Below are 21,233 nucleotides of genomic sequence, written 5' to 3' on the forward strand. Positions count from 1 at the left end.
GAGGTGCACCCCGCAATCGCTAGGAGGAGTGAAAGCGTCGCAGCTGCCCTTCTAGCCAAGGCAAGGAGCCTGCGCGGCCGCGGACGAAGCAGTCATCCACTGGTGACTCTCCCCGTCATTGTCCTTGTTGTCCGGGAGAGTGAGTCGTGCCCCGCGCTTGAGGCAATAGTGCGGGTCGTTGTACCAGCCACCGTCGTACACCAAGACGGCGAGGCCGGAGGTACCATTGTTGTAGGCGGTGTCATCATTGTTTGCCAGGGTGTTATTCCACACTCGAGCGTTGGTGTCGCTGCCCCACCAGTCACCTGTGGCGTACCCGCCAGTCCACACGCAGAAGTTTCCGCTCGGGCAATCGGAGTAACTCGCGGTATCCGCGCTGCTGGCCACAGCTGGCGTGATCGTAAGGGCTGCTGCAACACAGATCGTCGTTGTGATTCGCTTCATCTGATACTCCCCGTTGAGTGAGTCGAACCTGTTCGTCAACCTTGCCACTCGGGGGCGGGGGGGGTAATTATTTGCCCAGAACTGGGTAAAGAATTCTTAAGGGAGATGCGTCGTCGTCTCCTTGGTCGCCGAGGCTAGGCGTGGCAGCCCACAACATGACGATTTCACGCGCGCTACTGGACGGTGGAGGCGTCCTCGACGCGGCGCTTGAGGGTCTTCGAGGGAGAGGGCTCGGTCGACGCCATCGACGACTTCACCAACCGCCTGGCCACCACCCACCAGACTGTATTGCCGTAGGGCAATGCGAGGTCACGCCCCTTGACCCGGCGAGCAGGTGACGCGCAGGGCGAAAGGGGATGACGGCGCACATCAAGCCGAAGTCAGAGACGAAAACCGCAACACGACTGCGAGTCGAAGGACTTCGGCGGGCGCCGTCGTCCCCCTTCGTCCGGAGCCGAAGGAGGAGCCGGAGGAGGAGACGGGTCTCGAGGGCCTCGCTGGCGCTCGGCCACCCCGACCAGCGGGGGTCAGAGCATCCTGCGGACGACGGAGAGCGGCAGCACCTTCATCGCGGAGCCGACGGCGACCCAGGGCTTCGCGGGGACGAGCGCCTTGGCCTTGCGGCCCTCGATGGCGACGACCATCGCGCGCACGCCGGTCTCCGTGTCGACCATGAACTTCGTGCGCTGCTCGACCTTCTCGTTCATCTCCGAGCGGATGTAGCCCGGGTAGAGGACGGTGACGTCGATGTCGAGCTCGGGCTTGCCGATCATCTCGCTGCGGATGCCCTCGCCGAGCGAGGCGAGGAAGGCCTTGGAGGCGCCATAGGTCGTCATCGACTTCGGCATGCCGCGCAGCGCGGTGACCGAGGCGATGAGCACGAGGTGGCCGGCCTTCTGCTCGCGGAAGATCGCCATCGCGGCCTCGGTCTGGATCGCGGCGCCGAGCACATTGGTCTCGATGGTCTCGCGGTTGGCGTAGTGGCTGCCCTTGCCATAGGGCGCGCCCTTGCCCAGTCCGGCGTTGACGACGACCCGGTCGAGGCGACCGAAGTCCCCCTTCGCCCGGTCGAAGACGGCGGTGACGGCGTCGTCGTCGGTGACGTCGAGGGCATAGGTCTCGACGCGGCGGTCGGGGTGGGCGGCGAGGATCTGCGCCTTGAGCTCGTCGAGCCGGTCGGTGCGCCGCGCGGTCAGGGCCAGGTCGTGGCCGAGCGCGGCGAACTGGCGGGCCATCTCGGCGCCGAGGCCGGAGCTGGCGCCGGTGATGAGGGTCGTGAAGGTCATGGGGACTCCTGGGTGTGGGGCGAAGGGGGGATCAGCCGATGAGGGTGCGGCAGCGGGCGTCGAGATAGGTGACCATCGGCCCGAAGGCCGCGAAGCGCGGGTTCGTCGTGGCGCCGGAGACGTAGCGGGCATAGATCTGCTGGGCGATGCCCGCGAGGCGGAAGAGGCCGAAGACCTCGTAGAAGGCCCACTCCCGAGCGCTCACCTCGAGTCCCCGTGCGGCGCAGTAGCGCTCGACGATCTCGGCGCGGGTGAGCATGCCCGGCAGGTGCGTCGGCTGCAGGCGAAGGGAGCGCATCGTCGCGTCGTCGTCGGCCTGGGCCCAGTAGGCCAGGGCCCCGCCGAGGTCCATGAGCGGGTCGCCGACGGTCGCCAGCTCCCAGTCGAGGACACCGACGACCTGCGTCGGGTCGGCGGCGTCAAGGACGAGGTTGTCGAGGCGGAAGTCGTTGTGGATCAAGGCATGCGGCCGATCGGCCGGCTCGTGCTGCGCCAGCCAGGCCATGACGTCCTCGAAGTCCGGGACGTCGTCGGTCGCGGCTGCGCGGTAGCGGGAGGACCACCCTTCGACCTGGCGGTGGACGTAGCCGTCGCCGCGGTCGAGGGCCGCGAGCTGGGGCACGGCGGTGACGTCGACCTCGTGCAGCTCGACGAGCGTCGCCAGAGCGGCCTCGCACAGGGTGGTCGCCTGCTCGGGGGTGAGGGTGACGCCGTCGGGCAGGTCGCGGCCGACGATCGTGCCCTCGAGCTTGTCCATGACGTAGAAGTCGCTGCCGAGGACCTCGGGGTCCGTGCAGAGCCCGACCATCCGCGGCACGTGGGGGAAGACGGGGTGCAGCGCCGCCTGCAGGTCGTGCTCGCGGTGCATGTTGTGCGCGCTGCCGCCGAGGGCCCCATGGGGCGGGCGCCGCAGCACGAGCGCCCTTGTGGGCCAACGCAGCTCGTAGGTGAGGTTGGACGCGCCGGAGTCGAACTGGCGCACCTGCGGCTCGCCCTCGAGCGCCCGGACGACCTCGGGGTCGCCGTGCTCGCGCAGCCACGCGCTCACCTGCGCCACGTCGAAGGCGTCCTCTTCGCGGACCGCTCCGGCACTCATCGCCGCTCCTGTGCTGAACCCGGGTTCATGTCGCCCGACCCTACCTGCCCGGCCCACCCGCTCCCTGAGGAGTTTGCGCAGCAAGCGTCTCGAAGGGAGGTGCCGGGCCCTTCGAGACGCTGCGGCCGCGGGCTGCCTTGCTCCTCAGGGACGGGGGGGCGGCTGCGCACCAAGCGGACGGCAAGGAGGGTTGGCGCAGCGTCAAGCCGAAGTCGAGAACGACAACGCGACCACGCGAGGACGAAGGACTTCGGCAGCGCGCCGGCCCTCGTGGCCGGGAGCGCCCGGAGGTGGGTGTCGTCCCCCTTCGTCCGGAGGCGGGCAGAGGATTGACTGGTTCGGACCACCCAGTTCACGGGCGTATCGTGTCCGGCGTTTTTGACCACCACCAGAAGGGTCACCATGACCACCGCCGCGACACCGCCGGCCGAACGCACCTTCCTCGGTCACCCCCGAGGGCTCGCCACGCTCTTCAACATCGAGCTGTGGGAGCGCTTCTCGTACTACGGGATGCGGGCGATCCTGCTCTACTACATCGTCGACACGGCGGCGAACGGCGGGCTCGGGCTCGACCAGTCGCTCGGTGAGGCGGTCGTCGCGACCTACGGTGCCGCGGTCTACCTGCTCTCGGTCGTCGGCGGGTGGCTGGCCGACCGGGTCATCGGCGCCCAGCGCAGCGTCTTCGTCGGTGGCGTCATCATCATGGCCGGGCACGTGAGCCTCGCCGTCCCCTCGCCGGCGACGTCCTGGCTCGGCATCGCGCTCGTCGCCCTGGGTACCGGTCTGCTCAAGCCCAATGTCTCGGCGATGGTCGGCCACCTCTACGAGGAGCGTGACGCGCGCAAGGACTCGGCCTTCACGATCTTCTACATGTCGATCAACATCGGCAGCTTCTTCTCCCCCTTCGTCGTCGCCTTCCTGCGCGACCAGTGGGGCTACCACGCGGGCTTCCTCGCCGCCGCCGTCGGCATGCTCTTCGCGCTGATCGCCTACGTCGTCGGCCGTCGCACGCTGGCGCCCGAGTCCAACCTCGTGCCCAACCCGCTGCAGCCCCGCGACCGGGCGCGCGTCCCGCTCCTGGCCGGTGGCCTCGTCGCGCTCGTCGTCGTCCTGCTCCTGGCGACCCGCGCGCTGCGAGGCGCCTGGGCCGACGCGGTCATCGACACGATCTCGATCCTGTCGGTCGTCGCGTCGGTGTCCTACTTCGTCGTCATGTTCCGCAGCAAGCAGGTCACGCCCCGCGAGCGGACCCACCTGGCCGCCTACCTGCCGATGTGGGTCGGCGCGGTGCTCTTCTGGATGATCTTCGAGCAGGCGGCGTCCAAGATGGCGGCCTACGCGGCCAACCGGACCGACCTCGACTCGCTGGGGTTCCACTTCTCCGAGGAGTGGTTCCAGTCGATCAACCCGGTCTCGATCATGCTGCTCGCGCCGCTCTTCGGCCTGCTGTGGATGCGCCGGGCCGGTCGCTTCCCGTCGACGCCGATGAAGTTCGCCCTCGGTGTCACCCTCGCCGGCCTGTCCTTCGTGCTGCTGTCGGCGGCCTCGGCCGCCTTCCCCGGCGCGACCTCCCCGGTGTGGGTGCTCGTCGGCGTCTTCGTCATCCAGACCCTCGGTGAGCTCTGCCTCTCGCCGGTGGGCCTGTCGGCGACGACCTCGCTCGCGCCCAAGGCCTTCACGAGCCAGGCGATGGCGCTGTGGTTCCTCGCCGTCGCCACCGGCCAGTCGCTCGCCGCGCAGCTCATCCGCGCGATGGAGGGGCTGCCCGACGGCACCTTCTTCATCACCCTGGGCGTCATGGCGGTCGTCGTCGGCGTCGTCCTCGCGGCCCTGTCGCCGTGGGTGCACGCGCGCATGAAGGACGCCGAGCCCGAGCACGCCTGACCCGGGTCACCACCGCCGGGTCGATGTATCTGGGTGCGCTGGAGCTCACCCGAATACATCGACTCGCGGGCGCCGGTGCTCAGCCCGCGACGCGGATCGCCAGCGCGTGCGGCTCGCACCGCACCCGCAGCCGCCGGGCGGGCCCGGCGACGTCGCCGTCGAGCTGCACGTGCAGCGGCTGCTCGCTGACGACCTCGACCTCGCGCGAGGCCCGCGTCGCCAGCCCGGCCACGTCACCGGGGAGGCGGAAGACCCCCTTCGCCGCGACGCCGAGCCACTGCCCGGGACGCCGCACGGTCACCTCGAGCACGTCGAAGAGCCCGTCGTCGACGAGACCGCCCGGCGCGATCCGCACGCCGGCCCGCACCCGCTCGCAGTTGGCCGCGAGCACGCTCCACACCCGCAGGTGCTCGGGCTCGCCGCCGTCATGGCGCACCGTCACGGGCACCGGCCGCCGCAGCGCCGTGACCGCCGCCGGCGCGACATAGGCAGGCCAGCCGATGCGGTCCTTGAGCCGCGGGTTGGCCGCCGCCACCGTCGCCGCGTCGTGGCCCATCCCCGCCAGCACGACGAAGGGGAGGTCCGCCGCCTCGTCGTCGACCTGCGCGAGACCCAGGTCCACGGGACGGGCGCGGCCGGTGAGAGCCACCTCGACGGCCGCCTCGACCGTGCGCGGCATCTCGAGGTTGTGGGCGAGGAGGTTGGCCGTGCCGATCGGCACGATGCCCAGCTCGACGCCGGTGCCGCCGAGGGCGTGCGCGACGTGCCGGACCGTGCCGTCACCGCCTGCCGCGACGACGAGCTCGGCCCCCGCCTCGACCGCTGCGGCGGCCTGCCCGTGCCCGCAGTCCTCGCGGGTCGTCAGGTGGACGTCGGGGTCGGGCCAGCCGGCGGCCTGCGCCGTGGCGACGACACCTTCGAGGGCGCGCTCCCATCCCCCCTTCGAAGGATTGAGGACGAGCCCGATCCTCATGGCGCGGCCCTCACACCGTCCGGGAGTCGTCGAAGACGACGATCGTGCCGCCGTAGCTGGCGACCCACACGCGCTTCTTGGTGGGCTCGTAGGTGATGCCGATGGGCAGCGCGTCGGTCTTCTCGGTCTGCACGACCTCGAAGTCCTTGGTGCGGATCTTGCTCACCGTGCTGCTGCCGTAGTTGCCGACGTAGATCGCACCGCCGTCCGGGCTCATCGTCATCGAGCGCGGCTGGTTGCCGACCTGCACCTCGCGCAGGGTCTTGCCGGTCGTGGCATCCACCTCGCTCACGGTACCCGCGCCGTTGTTGGAGACGTAGAGCTTCGAGCCGTCGGGGGAGACGAGCAGGTGGCGCGGGCCGTCACCGGTCGCGGCGAAGTCGCTGACCTCGCCCGACTCGAGGTCGACCTTGACCGTCTTGTCCGAGCCCATGACCGCGACGAAGGCGGTCTTGTCGTCCGGGGTGATGGCGATGCCGCGGGGGTGCTTGCCGTCGATGGGGATCGTCGTGACGACCTTCCCCTTCGCCGTGTCGACGACGTCGAGGTCCATGGAGCACCAGTTGGTGACGAGCACCTTCTTGCCGTCGTGGGTCGCGGCGACGTACTTGGGCACGGCGCCGACCTGGATGACGTCCTTGATCTCGTGGGTCGCCGTGTCGATCTTGTAGAGATAGCTGTCGGAGATGCCCTCCGGCCCGGTGCACGCGTCGGCACCCTCGGGGGAGAAGCCCTGGCCGTACATCGCGTAGTTGCTCACCCACGCGGTCTTGCCGTCGGGGCTGAAGGCCATCTCGACCGGGGCGCCCTTGCTCGTGCCGGGGTGACCCTTGATGCCGAAGTCGGCGAGGTCGACCCCGTCGGGGATGGTCTCCTCGATGGCGCCGTCGGGGGTGAGGGCGGTGACCGAGTGGCTGTACATCATGTTCTGCGCGAAGACGTGGCCCGTGCGCGAGGCGACGACCGACTTCGGGGTCATCGGGCCCGAGATCCGCTGGATCCGCACCATCGACGAGTCCGCCGGGGCGGCCTCGGCACCCTGCTTCTTCGCCGGGCGGACCTTGGGCGCCGCCTTCTCGACCTTCGCCGGCTCGGCCCGCTTGGCGGGGGCGGCGCTCGTCGCTGCGGGTGCCGCCTTGGGGTCGGCCGCGGCCTCGTCCTCGCCGCCGAAGAGCTTCGCCAGGCAGACGACGAGCACGATGAGCACGACGATGGCCACGACCGTCGCGATGCGACGGCGCTGCACGTAGACCGGGTCGTTGTTGATCTTCACGGGCACCTCTGCAGGTCGGAGTTGCCCAGCAACCTAGGGGCGCAGCGGGTCGACGGGTCGGAGGCGCACCGGACCTGACCAAACCGCTCCCCAAAGGCGGACGAAGGGGGAGACCTTCGGCCGATGTGGCGGTCCCGGGCGTCGTCGTCATGGGAGGGACGCAGGTCTACGAGATGGTCATCGACGGTCGCCGGCACCGGGTCGAGACCTCCGTCGGCGACGGGTGGAAGAACTCCGCGACGTGGTGGGTCGACGACGAGGAGCTGGCGACCGCGACGTCGGCCGCGGCCGACAACCTCTACCTCGTCGCGGACGAGGAGCACGCGCTCGCCGACGAGGTCGGGGCCGTGCGCGCTCGCTTCACCACGCTGAGCAAGCCGGTGCGGGCGACGTGGTTCGAGGGAGAGCGCTCGGTGGCCGAGGCCAAGGCCCAGGTCGGGGTCGGCGGGCTCGACCTCGTGCCCGAGCCGGGGTCCCCGGCCGCGGTGCGCGAGGAGCGGATGCGGGCCCGGCCCCGCCTCTACGCCGCCCGGCACGTCGCGGCCGGGGTGGGCAAGGTCGTCATCCCGATCCTGCTCGCCGCGCTCGCGGCGCGCTTCGTCGTGTCGATCCCGTGGCCCGACTGGGACCTGCCGTCGATCCCGATGCCGGACCTCGACCTGCCGACCATCCCGTGGCCCTCGATCGACCTGCCGTCGATCCCGTGGCCGGACTGGAGCGCGCCGGGGTGGCTCGTGTGGGTCCTCGACCACCTGAAGTACATCCTCCCGATCCTCGCCGGGCTGCTCCTCGCCCGGGCGGAGATCATGCGGCGGCAGCACCAGGACGCCGAGCGTGAGCGGAGGGCCGCAGGGGTGCCCTCCGCTCACGACTCGGGCCGGGAGTCAGTGCATCGGGACGTCGCGGCGGCGAAAGCCGACGATCCCGAGGACGACGAGGACCAGCCCGCCGACGCCCGCGACGAGGGTGCCGGTGACGTCCGGCGCGTCGGCGGGCACGTTGCCGACGAGACCGAAGGGCGCCCACTCGACGAGCCATGACGGCAGCTGCAGGCCGGGGCCCATGTAGCCGATGACGGCCGCGATGCCGAAGACCACCCACGCCCCGGCCTGGAGCCGGGGGCGCCAGCCGAAGAGCGCGAGCGAGATGCCGCCGAGCAGGAGCATGACCGGCAGGTGCTGCAGCGCGGCCCGCAGCAGGGTGGTCACCCATGACGAGTCGCCCAGTGCCGCAGCTGTGCTCAGCGCGAGGGCGAGGGCTCCCGCGCCGCCGACGAGCAGCGTGCCGACGGCGATGACGGTCAGGTGCGGGGCCAGCCAGGCGGTGCGGCTGCGGGCCTCGCTCAACTGCAGCTCGAGGCGCCCGGAGGTCTCCTCGCGTCGCAGCGACCCGAGCGACTGCAGGACGTAGCCGCCGACGAGGATCGACAGCAGCAGGACGAACATCGCGGCCATCGGCTCGACGATGCCGCTCTCGCCGCCGGCGATCCACACCTCGAGGTCGGGGTTGCCCGTGATCGCGTCGATGACGGTCTGCATGAGCGAGCCGTAGGTGCCCATGAGCACGGCGACGAGCACCGCCCACCCGAGCGTCGTGCCGCGGTGCTCGCGGACGGCCAGGCCGAAGGGAGCGACGAGCGCTGCGCTCGCCCGGCGCGGCCCGGTCCGCGCCGGCACGAGCGAGCCGCCGACGTCGCGGCGGGTCGACAGCCACAGGGCGAGGGCGAGGAGCAGGGCGGTGGTGCCCAGGCTCAGGGCGAAGGGGAGCGCTCGCGTCTCCCCGAAGGCCGCCACCTTGTCGTACCAACCGAGCGGCGTGGCCCACAGGGCCGGGCCCTCGTCGATGGCCGCGGCGCCGCGGACGAGGTAGGCGGCGAGGGCCACCGCGAGGCTGGCGGCCCACACGCTGCGCTGGTGGCCGAAGGCCTGGGCGAGCACGGCGCTCACCCCGACGAAGACCGCTCCGAGCGTGGCGAGCGCCGCGCCGTACGCGATCGACCCGCTCGTCTGCGCGCCGGCGGCGACGAAGGCGAGCGCCGTGAGGGCCCCCAGTCCGACGAGGGCCGCGAGGGCGACGACGACCGCTGCGACGAGCGGGGCCTGACGGCCGACCCGCGAGGCGAGCAGCAGCTCGAGGCGCCCGGCCTCCTCCTCGCGGCGGGTGCCGCGGACGGTGAGGGCGATCGCGAGCAGCGGGATGCCGAAGGCGACGACGAAGCCGAGCTCGTTGACGAGCACGCCGCCGAGGGTGTCGGTGCCGGCGACCGCGCCGTTGAGCACCCTCATGCCGGGGCCGGCGGTCGTCTCGGCGTAGGAGCGCAGCTTGTCCGGGGTGTCGTAGAGGCCGGTGATCGACGTCGTCGTCAGCAGCACGATCGCGGTCAGGCCGAGGACCCAGCCGACGACGGCCTTCCACCCGGTGCGCCACTGCACCCGCAGGCTCGTCCCGACCCCCGCCATGCTGAGCGCACTCATCGCTGCTCACCCGCACCCTCGCTGGCTGAGGTGCGAGCGCCAGCGAGCCTCGAAGCCGGCTCACCCCGGTACTGCTCGAGGAAGAGGTCGTCCAGGCTCGGCGGCTCGATCGTCAACGTGTGCACGCCGGCGGCGTGCAGCCGGCCGACGACCTCGGCGATGTCCTGGGCCTCGACGTGGCAGCGCGTCTCGACGCGGCCGTCGACCTCCCCTTCGTCCAGGGCGGTGACCCCCGCGACCCCGGTGAGCCCGGGGGGGACATCGGTGACCGCGTGGACCCGGCTGCTCGTGCTGCGGCGCAGGTCGGCGAGGGTTCCGGTGGTGACGGTGCGGCCGGCGCGGATGATGCTCACCCGGTCGGCGAGGGCCTCGACCTCGCCGAGGATGTGGCTCGAGAGCAGCACCGTCGTGCCCTCGGCGACGCGCTCGCGGACGCACTCCTGGAAGACCTGCTCCATGAGCGGGTCGAGGCCGGAGGTCGGTTCGTCGAGGAGGAGCAGGTCGACGTCGGCGGCGAGGGCGGAGATGAGCGAGACCTTCTGCTTGTTGCCGGTGCTGTAGTCGCGGGTGCGCTTGCGGGTGTCGAGGTCGAAGCGCTCGACGAGGTCACGGCGCCGCCTGTCGTCGAGCCCGCCGTGCGCCCGCCCGAGGACGTCGATGCACTGGCCGCCGGTCAGGCCGGGCCAGAGGGTGACGCCGGCGGGGACGTAGGCCAGGCGACGGTGCAGCGCGACGGCATCGCGCCACGGGTCGCCGCCGAGCACGGTGATCCGGCCGGCGTCGGCGCGGGTCAGGCCGAGCAGGACCCGGATCGTCGTCGACTTGCCGGCGCCGTTGGGCCCGAGGAAGCCATGGACCTCGCCGGCCCCGACGTGCAGGTCGAGACCGTCGAGGGCGTGGGTGCTGCCATAGGTCTTGTGCAGGCCTTCGGCATGGATGACGGCGTCGTTCATGCGGACTCCTCGGACGAAGGGGGTGGGGTCCCGATGTCGCCGTCTGCGGCTGTATCGGGTGTGGGCAAGATTGCCGCATAGAAGCGCATCGCCTCGTCGCCCCAGCGGGCGAGACCCTCGCCGCGCAGCGGGTCGACGCCGAGGATCTGGCGCCAGTGGTCGGCGAGGAAGAGGGTGCCGAGGTCGGAGGACATCGCCAGCGCCGCACGCATCTCGGGGTCGGGGCCGGCGACGAGCTTGCCGGCGGCGTCCCAGATGCGGAAGACCTCGACGGTGCGCCGGTGCCAGGCGGTGAGCAGCTCGGTGGCGAGCGGGTCGCCGCCCATGAGCAGGCGGCGCAGGTAGGGGATGATCGGCGACCGCTCCGGCAGTGCCTGCTGGAGCATCTCGCCGATGGAGGCCCACTGGGCGGCCTGCATGTCCTCGGCGAGGTCGGTGTCGGTCGACAGGTCGAAGAGCTCGTCCATCCAGGCCCGCACGTGCTCGACGACCGCCTCGCGCAGACCGGCCTTCGACCCGAAGTGGTGGACCACGAGCGCCGGCGACACCTCGGCCCGCTCGGCGATCTGCCGCATCGTCACGGCGTCCTCGCCGCGCTCGGCGAAGAGCTCGAGGGCGGCATCGCGCACCCGCGCCCGCCCGGTCCGATCGTCGACTGAACTCATGTTCAGCAGGCTAAACCTGCGTTCAGTCCCCGGTCAAGACTTCGCATTTCCCAACGGCAATGCTCACTCCACGCTGCATTGCCGTTGGGCAATGCGCACTCCTGGTCGCATTTCCTTAAGGTCGTGCGCCCCCGGGGTCGAAGGGGCCGCATTTCCTTAAGGTCGTGCCCATGGCCCTCGTCCACGGACTCCTCCTTGCGGCCGGCGCCGGTCGTCGGATGGGCCGGCCCAAGGCTCTCGTCACCGATCCCGACGGCACCTCCTGGCTGGCCCGGGCGGTGTCCGTCCTGGACGAAGGGGGTTGTGCCGCAACGCTCGTCGTACTCGGGGCGAGCGGGGAGCGGGCGGAGCTGGACCTGCCGCACACCGCGTGGACGCACTGCCCGGACTGGGCGAAGGGGGTGGGTCACTCCCTTCGCCATGGCTTGCGTGTGCTGGGCGAGGGTGAGGCCGACGCCGCCCTGGTCCACCTCGTCGACCTGCCGGACGTCACCGCTGCCGTGGCGCGGCGGTTGCTCGGGGAAGAGGTGGGCGCGGGCTCCCTTCGCCGGGCGGTGTACTCCGGCAGGCCGGGGCATCCGGTGCTCATCGGCCGCGACCACTGGGCGCCGCTCGTCGCCGAGCTCGACGGGGACCGTGGGGCCGCGGACTACCTGCGGCGGCACGACGCCGAGACCGTCGAGTGCGCCGACCTCGCGACCGGGCAGGACGTGGACCGGCCTCAGGAGTGAGGGTGGTGGATCGGGCCGCCCCGGTCCGACAGGCGCGAGCCGGCGCCGCCCCAGCGCAGCGAGATGATCTCGGCGGCGATCGACACGGCCGTCTCCTCGGGGGTGCGGGCGCCGAGGTCGAGGCCGATGGGGGAGCTGAGCCGCGCGATCTCCTCGTCGGTGATGCCGACCTCGCGGAGCTGCGCCAGGCGCTGGTCGTGGGTGCGGCGCGAACCCATCGCGCCGACGTAGGCGACCCGCTCGAGGCGGAGGGCGACCTCGAGGAGGGGGGTGTCGAACTTCGGGTCGTGGGTGAGGACGGTGAGGACCGTGCGCGCGTCGATGCGACCGGCCTCGGCCTCCTCGCGCAGGTACTCGTGCGGCCAGCGCACGACGACCTCGTGGGCCCCTGGCAGCCGCTCCGCGGTGGCGAAGGTGGGCCGGGCATCGCACACGGTGACCCGGTAGCCGAGCAGTCGCCCTTGGTCGGCCATCGCCGAGGCGAAGTCGATCGCGCCGAAGACGATGAGCCGCGGCGGCGGTGCGAAGGCCTCGACGAAGACGCGCATGCCCTCGCCGCGACGTTCGCCGTCGGGCCCGTAGGTGAGGACCTCGGACAGGCCCTGGGCGAGCAGCCCCCGGGCGTCGTCGGTCAGCGCCGCGACCTGTCGGGTGCTCATCCGTTGGTCGAGGTGGGAGGCCGCCCGCGGCCGACCCTCGAGACCCTCCGGCCGCACGACGAGCCGCCGGCCGACGAGGGCGGGGTCCGGGTGCTCGATGACCGTCGCGACGGCGACCGGTCGGCCCGAGCGGATGTCGGCGACGACCTCCGGCAGTTCCGGGAAGGTCGTGGCGGACACCGGCTGGACGAAGAGCTCGAGCTGACCGCCGCAGGTCAGGCCCACCTCGAGGGCGTTGCCGTCGCTCACCCCGTAGCGGGTGAGGACCGGGCTCCCTTCGGCCGCGACCTCGCGGGCCAGCTCGTAGACGGCCCCCTCGACGCAGCCGCCCGAGACCGACCCGACGGCGCGGTCCTCGTCGACGAGCATCGTCGCGCCGGGCGGGCGCGGGGCGGAGTGCCAGGTGCCGGTGAGCGTCGCCAGGCCCACGGACCGACCGGCGTGCCAGGCAGTCTCGAGGTCGTCGAGGACGTCGTGCACGGGCACTCCTTCGGTCGGCGATGACGCCTGCGCAGCCTAGGCCGGTGGGCCCGGCCCCGCCTCCCGACGACGCATGGCGGGACTGTCAGCCCTCGGGCGTAGCGTCCTTCCCATGACGACCCAGGCGGGCCAGGCGCCCGTGCTCAGCGACGACGAGTTCCCCGACAACCCGTGGCCGGCGCTGTGGGCCCTCGTCGTCGGCTTCTTCATGATCCTCGTCGACGTCTCGATCGTCTCGATCGCGACGCCGGCTCTCATGGAGTCCTTCGACACGGGCATCGAGCCGGTGCTGTGGGTGACGATCGCCTACCTGCTCGCCTACGCCGTGCCCCTGCTCATCACCGGCCGCTTCGGCGACCGCTTCGGACCCAAGCGGCTCTACCTCGCCGGGCTGGCGATCTTCACCCTCGCCTCGCTCGCCTGCGGGCTCGCCCCGACGATCGGCTGGCTCATCGGCGCTCGCGTCGTCCAGGGCCTCGGCGCCTCGATGATGACCCCGCAGACGATGGCCGTCATCACCCGCACCTTCCCGCCCGCGCGGCGTGGCTCCGCGATGGCGCTGTGGGGCGCGACCGCCGGCGTCGCCTTCCTCGTCGGCCCGCTGCTCGGCGGCCTGCTCCTCGACTCGGCGGGCTGGGAGTGGATCTTCTTCATCAACGTGCCCGTCGGCATCATCGGCTTCGTCGCCGCGGCCCGGCTCGTGCCGCGGCTGCAGCAGCACGCGCACCAGATGGACTGGGTCGGCGTGGGCCTGTCGGCCATCGGCCTCTTCCTCGTGATCTTCGGACTGCAGGAGGGCGAAGGCCACGACTGGGGCCAGATCGTCGGGCCACTCACCGTCCCGATGCTCATCGGCGCCGGGGTGCTCGTGCTCGTCGGCTTCGTCGTGTGGCAGGCGCGCGGGCCGGCCGAGCCGCTCGTGCCGCTCGGGCTCTTCCGCGACCGCAACTTCTCGCTGTCCAACCTCGCGATCACCACGATGGGCCTGTCGGTGACGGCGATGATGTTCCCCCTGCTCGTGTGGCTGCAGAGCGTGCGCGGCTACACGCCGACCGAGGCCGCGCTCCTCATGGCGCCGCAGGCCATTGCGTCGATCGCCCTCGCCCGCCCGGTCGGTCAGCTCGTCGACCGCATCCACCCGCGGGTGCTGCCGACGCTCGGCTTGGGCGGCTTCGCCGTGACGCTCTTCGTTCTCTCGCGTCTGATGACCCCCGACTCGTCGATCGTCGCGGTGTGCGTCGCGATGACCTTCATCGGTGTCACGGGGGCGTGCATCTGGGGTCCGCTCGCGACGACGGCCAACCGCAACCTGCCGATCCACCTCGCCGGCGCCGGCTCGGGCATCTACAACACGACCCGCCAGGTCGGCTCGGTCATCGGGTCGGCGGCCATCGCGGCGCTGATGTCGGCCCGCATCGCCTCCCACCTCGGTCCGCAGGCGGCCGAGCGCTTCGGCTCGGGCGAAGGGAGCGCCGCCGCCGGTCCCGCAGCCCTGCCCCCGCAGGTCGCCGAGGCCCTGTCGTCCGCCTTCGCCGAGTCGCTGCTCATGCCCGCCGCGGTCCTCGCGGCCGGCGCCCTCGCCGCCCTGGCGCTGGAGCAGATGCGCCACCAGCGGGGCTGACCCCCTTCGTTGGGTTGATGTATCCGGGTGGGCTGGGACCCACCCTCATACATCGACTCGCGTGGTCGAGGTCGGGGCCACCGTTGGGTTGATGTACCTCGGTGCGCTGGGACTCACCCGGATACATCGACTCGCGCGCCCCGCCGCTCACCCGAGGTCGGCGACCGCGGCCTCCCACGCGGCGGCCAGCGCCTCCAGATCGGCGCGGTGGTCGCGGATCCGGCAGCCCAGACGGTTGGGCTTGACCTCGATGCCCTCGGCCGCCCACTCGACGAAGGCCGCCTGCCGTAGGTGCGAGGGTAGGTCGCCCGACGCATTGGTCACCCGCCACCACGTGACGTTGCCGCCGTAGACGCGCGTGATGGCGCCGACCTGACGCGGGCCGGTGCCGACGAGGGCGGCGAGGTCGCCGTAGGAGACGACCCGGCCCCGGGGCACGAGCTCGACCGCCCGCAGCACCCGCTCGACGAGGACGTCGTCCACGACTGCTCCCGTCCTCTACCCCGCGCCTACTTCTCCGCGATCGTCACGCTCTCGATGGTGTGCACCTTGGCCGGGGCGCCGTCGCCGGCGGACCCGTCGGCCTCGATCTTCTCGACCGCATCCATCCCCTTCGTCACCTTGCCGAAGAGGCTGTAGCTCGGCGGCAGCTGCACGCCCGCGTCGCCGGTGATGATGAAGAACTGCGAGCCGTTGGTGTTCGCGCCGGCATTGGCCATGGCGACCGACCCGATCTCGTAGTCGCCCTGCTGCGGCAGCTCGTCGTCGAACTCGTAGCCGGGCCCGCCGCTGCCGTCGCCCGACGGGTCGCCGCCCTGCGCCATGAAGTCCTTGATGACCCGGTGGAAGGTCAGCCCGTCGTAGTACTTGTAGCGCGCGAGCACGACGAAGTTGTTGACCGTCTTGGGCGCCTGCTTCGCGTCGAGCTCGATCGTCACCTCACCGGCGTCGGTGGTCATCGTCGCGGTGTAGGTCTTCGCCTCGTCGATGCACATCGGCGGCGCCTGCTCGAAGCTCGTGGCCCGCACCTCGGCGCCGCCCTCCGGCGGGCACTCGGTCTCGCCGCTGACCGCCGTGGTCTCGGCGCCGGACGCCCCGCCGGCCCCGGACCCGTCCCCGGACCCGTCGTCGGAGCCGCACCCGGCGAGGGCGAGCACGGCGGAGGCGGCAAGGGCGGCGGCGCGTCGGGTCATGGGCGGGAGTCTAGGAGCGCACGGAGCATGATGAGGGACATGATCGCCATCACCGACCTGCTCGGCACGACCCATCCGATCATCAGCGCCCCCATGGCCGGCGTCGCCGGCGGCCGCCTCGCGCACGCCGTCTCCGCGGCGGGCGGGCTCGGCATGATCGGCGCCCGCGGCACCTCGTCGCCGGAGTGGATCGCCGAGCAGGCGGCGATCGCGGGAGAGGGGGCCACCCCCTTCGGCATCGGGCTCATGGCGTGGGTGCCGCAGCTCGACGAGCAGATCGACGCGATCACCTCGCTCGCCGGCCTCTCGCGGCCCAAGCTCGTGTCGGTCTCCTTCGGCGACCTCGTCGAGCCCGTCGGCCGCCTGCACGAGTGGGGTCTGCTCGTCGCCTGCCAGGTCGGCAACGCGGCCGATCTCGAGCAGGCGATCGAGGCGCGCGCCGATGTCGTCGTCGCCCGCGGTGGCGAAGGGGGCGGACACGGGCGTGACGAGGTGGCCACCGACGACCTGCTCGCGATGGCCCTGGCCGCGACCGACCGTCCGGTGCTCGCCGCGGGCGGCATCTCAACCGCCGCCGACGTCGCTCGCGTCATGGGTGCCGGAGCGGCCGGGGTGTGGTGCGGCACCCCCTTCCTCACCTGCGTCGAGGCCGACAACTCGCCGGCGGCGCGGGCCGCGCTCGTCGCCGCCGACGCCACCCGCTACTCGCGTGTGCACGACGTCGCGCAGGACCTCGCGTGGCCGCGGGAGTTCGGCGGACGGGCGGTGGACACCCCCTTCGTCCAGCGGTGGGCCGGTGACGAGGACGCGATGACCGACGCCGCCCGCGCCGAGCACGCCGACGGCCGGGAGCGGGGCGACGCCGGCTACACCCCGCTCTACGCCGGGGTGGGCGTCGACCGCCTCACCTCCGAGACCGACGCGGCGAGCGTCGTGCGGTCGCTCGTGGACGGCATTTGATCTGACGTGAGCGCCGTCACAGGATGAGGGCATGAGCGACGAGACCACCGCGGGTGTGCACTTCCCGGCCGACGACCAGGGCAAGCGGTCGACGACCACCACGACGAAGGGGGTCCTCGCGGACTCGGTCCGTGGTGTCGACCCTGCGCTCGCCGAGCGCATCGACGGCGCCCGGGAGTGGCGCACCGACTACGTCGACCTCGTCCACGACGTCACCGCCGCCAGCGCCCGCTCGGCCGAGGCCGCCAGCCGGATCGCCGCCGACGGGCTCGCCTCGATGCGCCGCCGGATGGTCCTCGTCGACGAGGCCGGCAGCGAGGTGCCGCTCGAGCAGGCGCACGCGGGGATGCCCGCCGGGGCGGCCCCCTTCGGCACCGAGAGCGTGCGCGGCACGGCGGAGCCGGTCACCGAGCTGCGCGTCCCCGTCGGCGATCGCGAGCTCGCCGGCGAGGAGCTGCGCGGTCAGCTCGGCGCCTGGGTCGACGCCGGCCTCGTCGAGCCCTCCTTCGCCGAGGCGGTCGGGGAGGTCATCGACCACCCGGAGTGGCTCGCGCTGCCCGGCCACCGCGCGCTGCTCGTCGGGGCCGGCGCGGAGATGGGGCCGCTCGAGACGCTGCTGTCGTGGGGTGCCGACGTGCTCGCCATCGACCTGCCGCGCAGCCGCGCCTGGCGCTACAAGAAGGGTCTGGCGAGCCGCGGTGCCGGCACCCTGACCTTCCCCGTCGACGCCGCCGGCGACTCCGGCGCCGACGTCGTCCACCAGCCCGGGCAGGTCCTCGAGTGGGTCCGCCGGGTGCGCGGCGACGAGCCGCTCGCCGTCGGCATGCACGCCTACGCCGACTCGGGTGTGCACGTGCGGGTGAGCGCCGCGATGGACCTGCTCATGGGCGAGCTCACCGACGACGACGCGCGGACCGCGCTCGCCTGGCTGGCGACGCCGACCGATGCCTTTGTCGTGCCGCCGGAGGTCGTCGAGGAGTCCCGGCGCCGTTGGGCCGCACGGGGATTCGCGCTCAAGGGGGTGCAGGCGCCGGCCCGCGCGCTGGGCCGCGGGCGGCTCTTCGCGCCGGCCTACCGCGACGCCCGCGCGGGGGAGTCCGGCATCGCCGACGTCCTCGTGCCGCAGCAGGGGCCCAACTACGCGGTGGCCAAGCGGCTGCAGCGCTGGCGGGGCGTCGCCGCCGAGGGAGCCGGCCAGACCGTCTCCTTCAACGTCGCGCCCGCGACGTGGACCCGCTCGGTGACGAAGAACCCCGTGCTCGGCGCGGCCTACGGCGGCGCGCACCACTTCGGGGTCGAGGTCTTCCGCCCCGAGACGGTGCGGCCCCTCATGGCGGCGCTGCTCGTGCGCGACCTCGTGCGGGAGACCCCGCAGCGCGCGCACCCGGAGGAGCTCTTCAGCGAGGCGGCGGCCCACGGTGGTCTGTGGCGCGTGGGCTACGAGCCCAAGACCGCGCTCGGCGTCGCCGCCGTGGCCGGCCTGCCCGGCTCCCTTCGGCGGCGGCTGCGGGGCTGAGCGCAGCCGCCAGCCGGACGAAGGGAGGTCAGCTCCCGTCGTGCCCGCGCAGCAGCTGGCTGAAGTCGGTCACCGGGCCCAGCGGGCCGCTCGCCTCGTCACCCGTGGGTGCGAAGCCGGCGACTCCGGTGCGCTCGGCGACGACCAGGGCCGCGAGCTCGCCCGCGGCACGGTGCACGCGGCGCTCGAGGTCGGCGTCGCCACCGAAGTCCTCGGTCGCGGCGAAGACCGCGGTCGGCACGACGACCGCGCGCAGGTAGGCGAAGAGCGGGCGCATCGCGTGCTCGAGCACGAGGCTGTGCCGGGGCGTGCCCGCGGTGGCCGCGACGAGCACCGGCCTGCCGATGAGCGCGTCCTTGTCGAGCAGGTCGACGAAGGTCTTGAAGAGGCCGGAGTAGCTCGCGGTGAAGACGGGCGTCACGGCGATCAGGCCGTCGGCGGCGTCGACCTTGGCCTTGACGGCCTCCAGGCCCGGCGTCGGCCGGTTGCCCGAGACCATCGTCTGGGCCATCTCGACGGCCAGCTCGCGCAGCTCGACGAACTCGACGTCGACCGACTCGCCGCGCCCGCCCACGGCGGCGCGGGTGGCGTCGGCGAGCTGGTCAGCGAGCAGCCGGGTGCTCGAGGGCGACGAGAGCCCAGCGGTGATGACGACGACGGACCTGCTCATCGGGTGGCGACCTCCTCGCGCTGCGCCGCCGCCTCCTGCTCGGCGATGGCGACCGGGCTGGTGACGACCTTACGGTGCGGGCTGTCGGGGCCCTCGGCCACCAGCGACGCGTGGGTCGGCGGCTCGCTCGGCACGCCCTCGGGACGACGTGCCTCGAACTCCCTTCGCAGCACCGGCACGACCTCGCGGCCGAGGATCTCCACCTGCTCGAGGGCCATCTCGATCGGCAGGCCGGCGTGGTCCATGAGGAAGAGCTGACGCTGGTAGTCACCCACGTGGTCGGCGAAGGAGAGGGTGCGCTCGATGACCATCTCGGGGGTGCCCACGGTCAGCGGCGTCTGCCGGGTGAAGTCCTCCATCGACGGCCCGTGCCCGTAGACCGGCGCGTTGTCGAAGTAGGGCCGGAAGATCCGCTTGGCCTCGGCCTCGGTGTCGGCCATGAAGGCCTGCCCGCCGAGCCCGACGATTGCCTGGCTGGCGGCGCCGTGGCCGTAGTGCTCGAAGCGCTGGCGGTAGAGGCCGACCATCTGGGCGGTGTGCTCGATGTTCCAGAAGATGTTGTTGTGGAAGAACCCGTCGCCGTAGAAGGCGGCCTGCTCGGCGATCTCGGTGGACCGGATCGAGCCGTGCCAGACGAAGGGGGCGACGCCGTCCAGTGGCGCAGGGGTGGAGGTGAAGCCCTGCAGCGGCGTGCGGAACTGGCCCTTCCAGGTGACGTTCTGCTCGCGCCACAGCCGGCGGAGCAGGTGGTAGTTCTCGATCGCCAGCGGGATGCCCTGGCGGATGTCCTTGCCGAACCACGGGTAGACCGGGCCGGTGTTGCCGCGGCCCATCATCAGGTCGACGCGCCCGCCCGACAGGTGCTGGAGGAAGGCGTAGTCCTCGGCGATGCGCACCGGGTCGGTCGTCGTGATGAGCGTCGTCGCGGTCGAGAGCTTGAGGCGCTCGGTCTTGGCCGCGATGTAGGCGAGGTGGGTCGTCGGCGCGGAGGGGACGAAGGGCGGGTTGTGGTGCTCACCCGTGGCGAAGACGTCGAGCCCGACCTCCTCGGCCTTGAGCGCGATCCGGGTCATCGCGTGGATCCGCTCGCCCTCGCTCGGCGTGCGACCGGTCGTGGGGTCCATCGTCACGTCGCCGACGGAGAAGAGTCCGAACTGCATTGCCACTCCAAGTTTGTTGAATCGTCAACTAGTCCAACGGCAGCGGGCTGGCGATGCATTCCCGTAGGCCTCGAGATTCTCGGGTGACCCGAGAAACTGCCCCTTCGCAAGGGTTTGAAACCCTTGCGAAGGGGCAGTTTCTCTTGCTCAGTTGCCGTCCAGGCCCTCGGTCAGTCCCGTTCGAGCAGGGCCGCGACCTCGTGGGTCAGCTCCTCGGCGGCCTCGATCTCGACCCGCCGGCTGGAGACGGACTCGATGTTGAAGCCGAAGGGGATGCCGAGGTAGCGGCAGAAGTCGGTGAGCTCGCGGGCGGCGTTGAGCGCGTGCTGGCGGGACCACTTCAGCGGGTCGTCGGCATGGACGATCTCGTTGCGCACCCAACTGGGCACCCGCACGCCGAGCCACTCGAGGAAGCTCAGCGTCTTGTCCGACCCGCACAGCGACAGCGTGAAGATCAGCGGCGCCGGGTCGAGCTCGTCCTCGACGACGGCATAGCGGTAGTCGGAGGCGAGGTTCTTGGCCGCGCCGATGTCGTAGACGATCTGGCTGATGAAGAAGCCGGCACCCGCGTGCTGCTTGCGCAGCAGGCGCTCGTGCTCGTCACCGCGGCCCGAGTGGCGCTCGGGGATCGTCACGCCGCCGAGCGGCAGGCTCGGCCGCACCTCGCGGTGCAACTCCAGCGCGCGCGGCAGGGTCGTGCTCACCTCGGCGTCGCTGCTCGAGCTGCCGACGAAGACCGTCAGGACGTTGTCCGGCGCGGCCCGCAGCCAGGTGGCGAGCTCCTCCTCGCGGTACTTGCCGACGGCCCGGTAGACGATCGCCGGCCGGTCCCAGCGCGCGAGCTGGCGGTCGAGGTAGTCGCCCGGGTCGAGCATCGAGGCGAAGGGGAAGGGGCGGGGGGTCGCGTTGCGGTCGGCCTCGTCGGTGATGTCGTAGAGGACGAGGGCGTCGACGGGCAGGGCCTCGACGCGGGCGAGGGTCCGCGCGGCGATCTCGCTGATCCGCTCGGGGGCGGTCTCGGCGCGGGGAGGGGTGATGCCGAAGAGCAGGACCTCGCGCGGGTTGCGCACCGCGGCGGGGAAGTCGCCGGGGGAGGGGGTCTTGGATTCCTCCGGAGGGAGCTCGCTCATGCGGGCACCGTAACCGCCCACCGGCCACTGGCTAGGCTCGGCCCGACACCCGGACACCATCCCCC

General features: G+C 72.0%; 19 protein-coding genes. 5 read left to right on the plus strand and 14 right to left on the minus strand.

Features of this window, described 5'->3' with window-relative positions; genetic code table 11:
• Positions 1 to 51: 51 nt before the first annotated feature.
• The 3 genes from ACQBJO_RS00550 to ACQBJO_RS00560 all read right to left on the minus strand — a co-directional run bounded on the left by ACQBJO_RS00550 (position 52) and on the right by ACQBJO_RS00560 (position 2,826).
• Positions 52 to 444, minus strand: a complete 393-nt coding sequence (locus tag ACQBJO_RS00550; RefSeq protein ID WP_421007772.1) for a peptidase inhibitor family I36 protein — start codon at positions 442 to 444, stop codon at positions 52 to 54.
• A 527-nt stretch (positions 445 to 971) separates the two neighbouring features.
• A complete protein-coding gene (locus tag ACQBJO_RS00555) occupies positions 972 to 1,730 on the minus strand; it encodes an SDR family oxidoreductase (protein WP_421007773.1) in 759 nt (252 codons plus the stop codon).
• A gap of 31 nt (positions 1,731 to 1,761) precedes the next feature.
• Positions 1,762 to 2,826: a phosphotransferase family protein gene (locus ACQBJO_RS00560; RefSeq protein WP_421007774.1), complete on the minus strand. Its 1,065-nt coding sequence runs from the start codon at positions 2,824 to 2,826 to the stop codon at positions 1,762 to 1,764.
• A gap of 402 nt (positions 2,827 to 3,228) precedes the next feature.
• Between ACQBJO_RS00560 and ACQBJO_RS00565 the strand changes: the two genes are divergently transcribed.
• Positions 3,229 to 4,710 carry a peptide MFS transporter gene (locus ACQBJO_RS00565; RefSeq protein WP_255184946.1) on the plus strand — a complete coding sequence of 494 codons (1,482 nt, stop codon included), beginning with the start codon at positions 3,229 to 3,231 and terminating at the stop codon, positions 4,708 to 4,710.
• Between the two features lie 79 nt (positions 4,711 to 4,789).
• On the opposite strand, the gene ACQBJO_RS00570 is transcribed toward ACQBJO_RS00565, so the two are convergent.
• The 5 genes from ACQBJO_RS00570 to ACQBJO_RS00590 form a co-directional block, all read right to left on the minus strand.
• Positions 4,790 to 5,683 carry a diacylglycerol/lipid kinase family protein gene (locus tag ACQBJO_RS00570; protein ID WP_421007775.1) on the minus strand — a complete coding sequence of 298 codons (894 nt, stop codon included), beginning with the start codon at positions 5,681 to 5,683 and terminating at the stop codon, positions 4,790 to 4,792.
• Between the two features lie 10 nt (positions 5,684 to 5,693).
• Positions 5,694 to 6,956 carry a beta-propeller fold lactonase family protein gene (locus ACQBJO_RS00575; RefSeq protein WP_421007776.1) on the minus strand — a complete coding sequence of 421 codons (1,263 nt, stop codon included), beginning with the start codon at positions 6,954 to 6,956 and terminating at the stop codon, positions 5,694 to 5,696.
• Between the two features lie 884 nt (positions 6,957 to 7,840).
• Entirely contained in the window at positions 7,841 to 9,430 is a 1,590-nt protein-coding gene (locus ACQBJO_RS00580; protein WP_421007777.1) for an ABC transporter permease, read from the minus strand.
• Positions 9,427 to 10,383, minus strand: coding sequence for an ABC transporter ATP-binding protein (locus ACQBJO_RS00585; protein WP_421007778.1), 957 nt, complete (start codon positions 10,381 to 10,383; stop codon positions 9,427 to 9,429). The genes ACQBJO_RS00580 and ACQBJO_RS00585 overlap by 4 nt, the downstream gene beginning before the upstream one ends.
• Positions 10,380 to 11,048, minus strand: a complete 669-nt coding sequence (locus ACQBJO_RS00590; RefSeq protein WP_421007779.1) for a TetR/AcrR family transcriptional regulator — start codon at positions 11,046 to 11,048, stop codon at positions 10,380 to 10,382. Before ACQBJO_RS00590 ends, ACQBJO_RS00585 begins: the two co-directional genes overlap by 4 nt.
• A 170-nt stretch (positions 11,049 to 11,218) precedes the next feature.
• On the opposite strand from ACQBJO_RS00590, the gene ACQBJO_RS00595 reads away from it, so the two are divergent.
• Entirely contained in the window at positions 11,219 to 11,779 is a 561-nt protein-coding gene (locus ACQBJO_RS00595; protein WP_421007780.1) for a nucleotidyltransferase family protein, read from the plus strand.
• Here the strand turns inward: ACQBJO_RS00595 and ACQBJO_RS00600 are convergent.
• On the minus strand, positions 11,770 to 12,918 hold the full coding sequence (locus ACQBJO_RS00600) for an XdhC family protein (protein WP_421007781.1): 1,149 nt from the start codon (positions 12,916 to 12,918) through the stop codon (positions 11,770 to 11,772). The genes ACQBJO_RS00595 and ACQBJO_RS00600 overlap by 10 nt on opposite strands.
• A gap of 112 nt (positions 12,919 to 13,030) precedes the next feature.
• Here ACQBJO_RS00600 and ACQBJO_RS00605 point away from each other — a divergent pair, with 112 nt between their 5' ends.
• Positions 13,031 to 14,539: a DHA2 family efflux MFS transporter permease subunit gene (locus ACQBJO_RS00605; RefSeq protein ID WP_421007782.1), complete on the plus strand. Its 1,509-nt coding sequence runs from the start codon at positions 13,031 to 13,033 to the stop codon at positions 14,537 to 14,539.
• A gap of 147 nt (positions 14,540 to 14,686) precedes the next feature.
• Here the strand turns inward: ACQBJO_RS00605 and ACQBJO_RS00610 are convergent, their stop codons facing one another.
• Positions 14,687 to 15,022 (minus strand): MGMT family protein, encoded by a 336-nt coding sequence (locus tag ACQBJO_RS00610; protein WP_421007783.1) that lies wholly within the window; start codon positions 15,020 to 15,022, stop codon positions 14,687 to 14,689.
• A 26-nt stretch (positions 15,023 to 15,048) separates the two neighbouring features.
• A complete protein-coding gene (locus ACQBJO_RS00615; protein ID WP_421007784.1) occupies positions 15,049 to 15,732 on the minus strand; it encodes a peptidylprolyl isomerase in 684 nt (227 codons plus the stop codon).
• Between the two features lie 39 nt (positions 15,733 to 15,771).
• On the opposite strand from ACQBJO_RS00615, the gene ACQBJO_RS00620 reads away from it, so the two are divergent.
• Together ACQBJO_RS00620 and ACQBJO_RS00625 are read left to right on the plus strand one after the other, a co-directional pair.
• Positions 15,772 to 16,692, plus strand: a complete 921-nt coding sequence (locus tag ACQBJO_RS00620) for an NAD(P)H-dependent flavin oxidoreductase (protein WP_421007785.1) — start codon at positions 15,772 to 15,774, stop codon at positions 16,690 to 16,692.
• Between the two features lie 31 nt (positions 16,693 to 16,723).
• On the plus strand, positions 16,724 to 18,208 hold the full coding sequence (locus tag ACQBJO_RS00625; protein ID WP_421007786.1) for a hypothetical protein: 1,485 nt from the start codon (positions 16,724 to 16,726) through the stop codon (positions 18,206 to 18,208).
• Between the two features lie 28 nt (positions 18,209 to 18,236).
• Here ACQBJO_RS00625 and ACQBJO_RS00630 read toward each other — a convergent pair whose 3' ends face one another.
• The 3 genes from ACQBJO_RS00630 to ACQBJO_RS00640 all read right to left on the minus strand — a co-directional run bounded on the left by ACQBJO_RS00630 (position 18,237) and on the right by ACQBJO_RS00640 (position 21,168).
• Complete coding sequence (locus ACQBJO_RS00630) at positions 18,237 to 18,878, minus strand: FMN reductase (protein WP_421007787.1); 642 nt, start codon at positions 18,876 to 18,878, stop codon at positions 18,237 to 18,239.
• On the minus strand, positions 18,875 to 20,038 hold the full coding sequence (locus ACQBJO_RS00635) for an LLM class flavin-dependent oxidoreductase (protein ID WP_421007788.1): 1,164 nt from the start codon (positions 20,036 to 20,038) through the stop codon (positions 18,875 to 18,877). Before ACQBJO_RS00635 ends, ACQBJO_RS00630 begins: the two co-directional genes overlap by 4 nt.
• A gap of 170 nt (positions 20,039 to 20,208) precedes the next feature.
• A complete protein-coding gene (locus tag ACQBJO_RS00640) occupies positions 20,209 to 21,168 on the minus strand; it encodes a 5,10-methylenetetrahydrofolate reductase (protein ID WP_421007789.1) in 960 nt (319 codons plus the stop codon).
• Between the last annotated feature and the right edge of the window lie 65 nt (positions 21,169 to 21,233).

Origin of the sequence: Janibacter zhangyanbonis (genome assembly GCF_050507325.1) — a bacterium.
Classification (GTDB): Bacteria; Actinomycetota; Actinomycetes; order Actinomycetales; family Dermatophilaceae; genus Janibacter.

What these genes read in the sequence shown, in the direction of transcription:
- ACQBJO_RS00620 (WP_421007785.1), top strand. Translation starts at nt 15,772, where the DNA reads ATGATCGCCATCACCGACCTGCTCGGCACGACCCATCCGATCATCAGC.
- ACQBJO_RS00635 (WP_421007788.1), bottom strand. Translation starts at nt 20,038, where the DNA reads ATGCAGTTCGGACTCTTCTCCGTCGGCGACGTGACGATGGACCCCACG.
- ACQBJO_RS00595 (WP_421007780.1), top strand. Translation starts at nt 11,219, where the DNA reads ATGGCCCTCGTCCACGGACTCCTCCTTGCGGCCGGCGCCGGTCGTCGG.
- ACQBJO_RS00625 (WP_421007786.1), top strand. Translation starts at nt 16,724, where the DNA reads ATGAGCGACGAGACCACCGCGGGTGTGCACTTCCCGGCCGACGACCAG.
- ACQBJO_RS00570 (WP_421007775.1), bottom strand. Translation starts at nt 5,683, where the DNA reads ATGAGGATCGGGCTCGTCCTCAATCCTTCGAAGGGGGGATGGGAGCGC.
- ACQBJO_RS00605 (WP_421007782.1), top strand. Translation starts at nt 13,031, where the DNA reads ATGACGACCCAGGCGGGCCAGGCGCCCGTGCTCAGCGACGACGAGTTC.
- ACQBJO_RS00585 (WP_421007778.1), bottom strand. Translation starts at nt 10,383, where the DNA reads ATGAACGACGCCGTCATCCATGCCGAAGGCCTGCACAAGACCTATGGC.
- ACQBJO_RS00640 (WP_421007789.1), bottom strand. Translation starts at nt 21,168, where the DNA reads ATGAGCGAGCTCCCTCCGGAGGAATCCAAGACCCCCTCCCCCGGCGAC.
- ACQBJO_RS00580 (WP_421007777.1), bottom strand. Translation starts at nt 9,430, where the DNA reads ATGAGTGCGCTCAGCATGGCGGGGGTCGGGACGAGCCTGCGGGTGCAG.
- ACQBJO_RS00630 (WP_421007787.1), bottom strand. Translation starts at nt 18,878, where the DNA reads ATGAGCAGGTCCGTCGTCGTCATCACCGCTGGGCTCTCGTCGCCCTCG.
- ACQBJO_RS00560 (WP_421007774.1), bottom strand. Translation starts at nt 2,826, where the DNA reads ATGAGTGCCGGAGCGGTCCGCGAAGAGGACGCCTTCGACGTGGCGCAG.
- ACQBJO_RS00550 (WP_421007772.1), bottom strand. Translation starts at nt 444, where the DNA reads ATGAAGCGAATCACAACGACGATCTGTGTTGCAGCAGCCCTTACGATC.
- ACQBJO_RS00555 (WP_421007773.1), bottom strand. Translation starts at nt 1,730, where the DNA reads ATGACCTTCACGACCCTCATCACCGGCGCCAGCTCCGGCCTCGGCGCC.
- ACQBJO_RS00565 (WP_255184946.1), top strand. Translation starts at nt 3,229, where the DNA reads ATGACCACCGCCGCGACACCGCCGGCCGAACGCACCTTCCTCGGTCAC.
- ACQBJO_RS00615 (WP_421007784.1), bottom strand. Translation starts at nt 15,732, where the DNA reads ATGACCCGACGCGCCGCCGCCCTTGCCGCCTCCGCCGTGCTCGCCCTC.
- ACQBJO_RS00590 (WP_421007779.1), bottom strand. Translation starts at nt 11,048, where the DNA reads ATGAGTTCAGTCGACGATCGGACCGGGCGGGCGCGGGTGCGCGATGCC.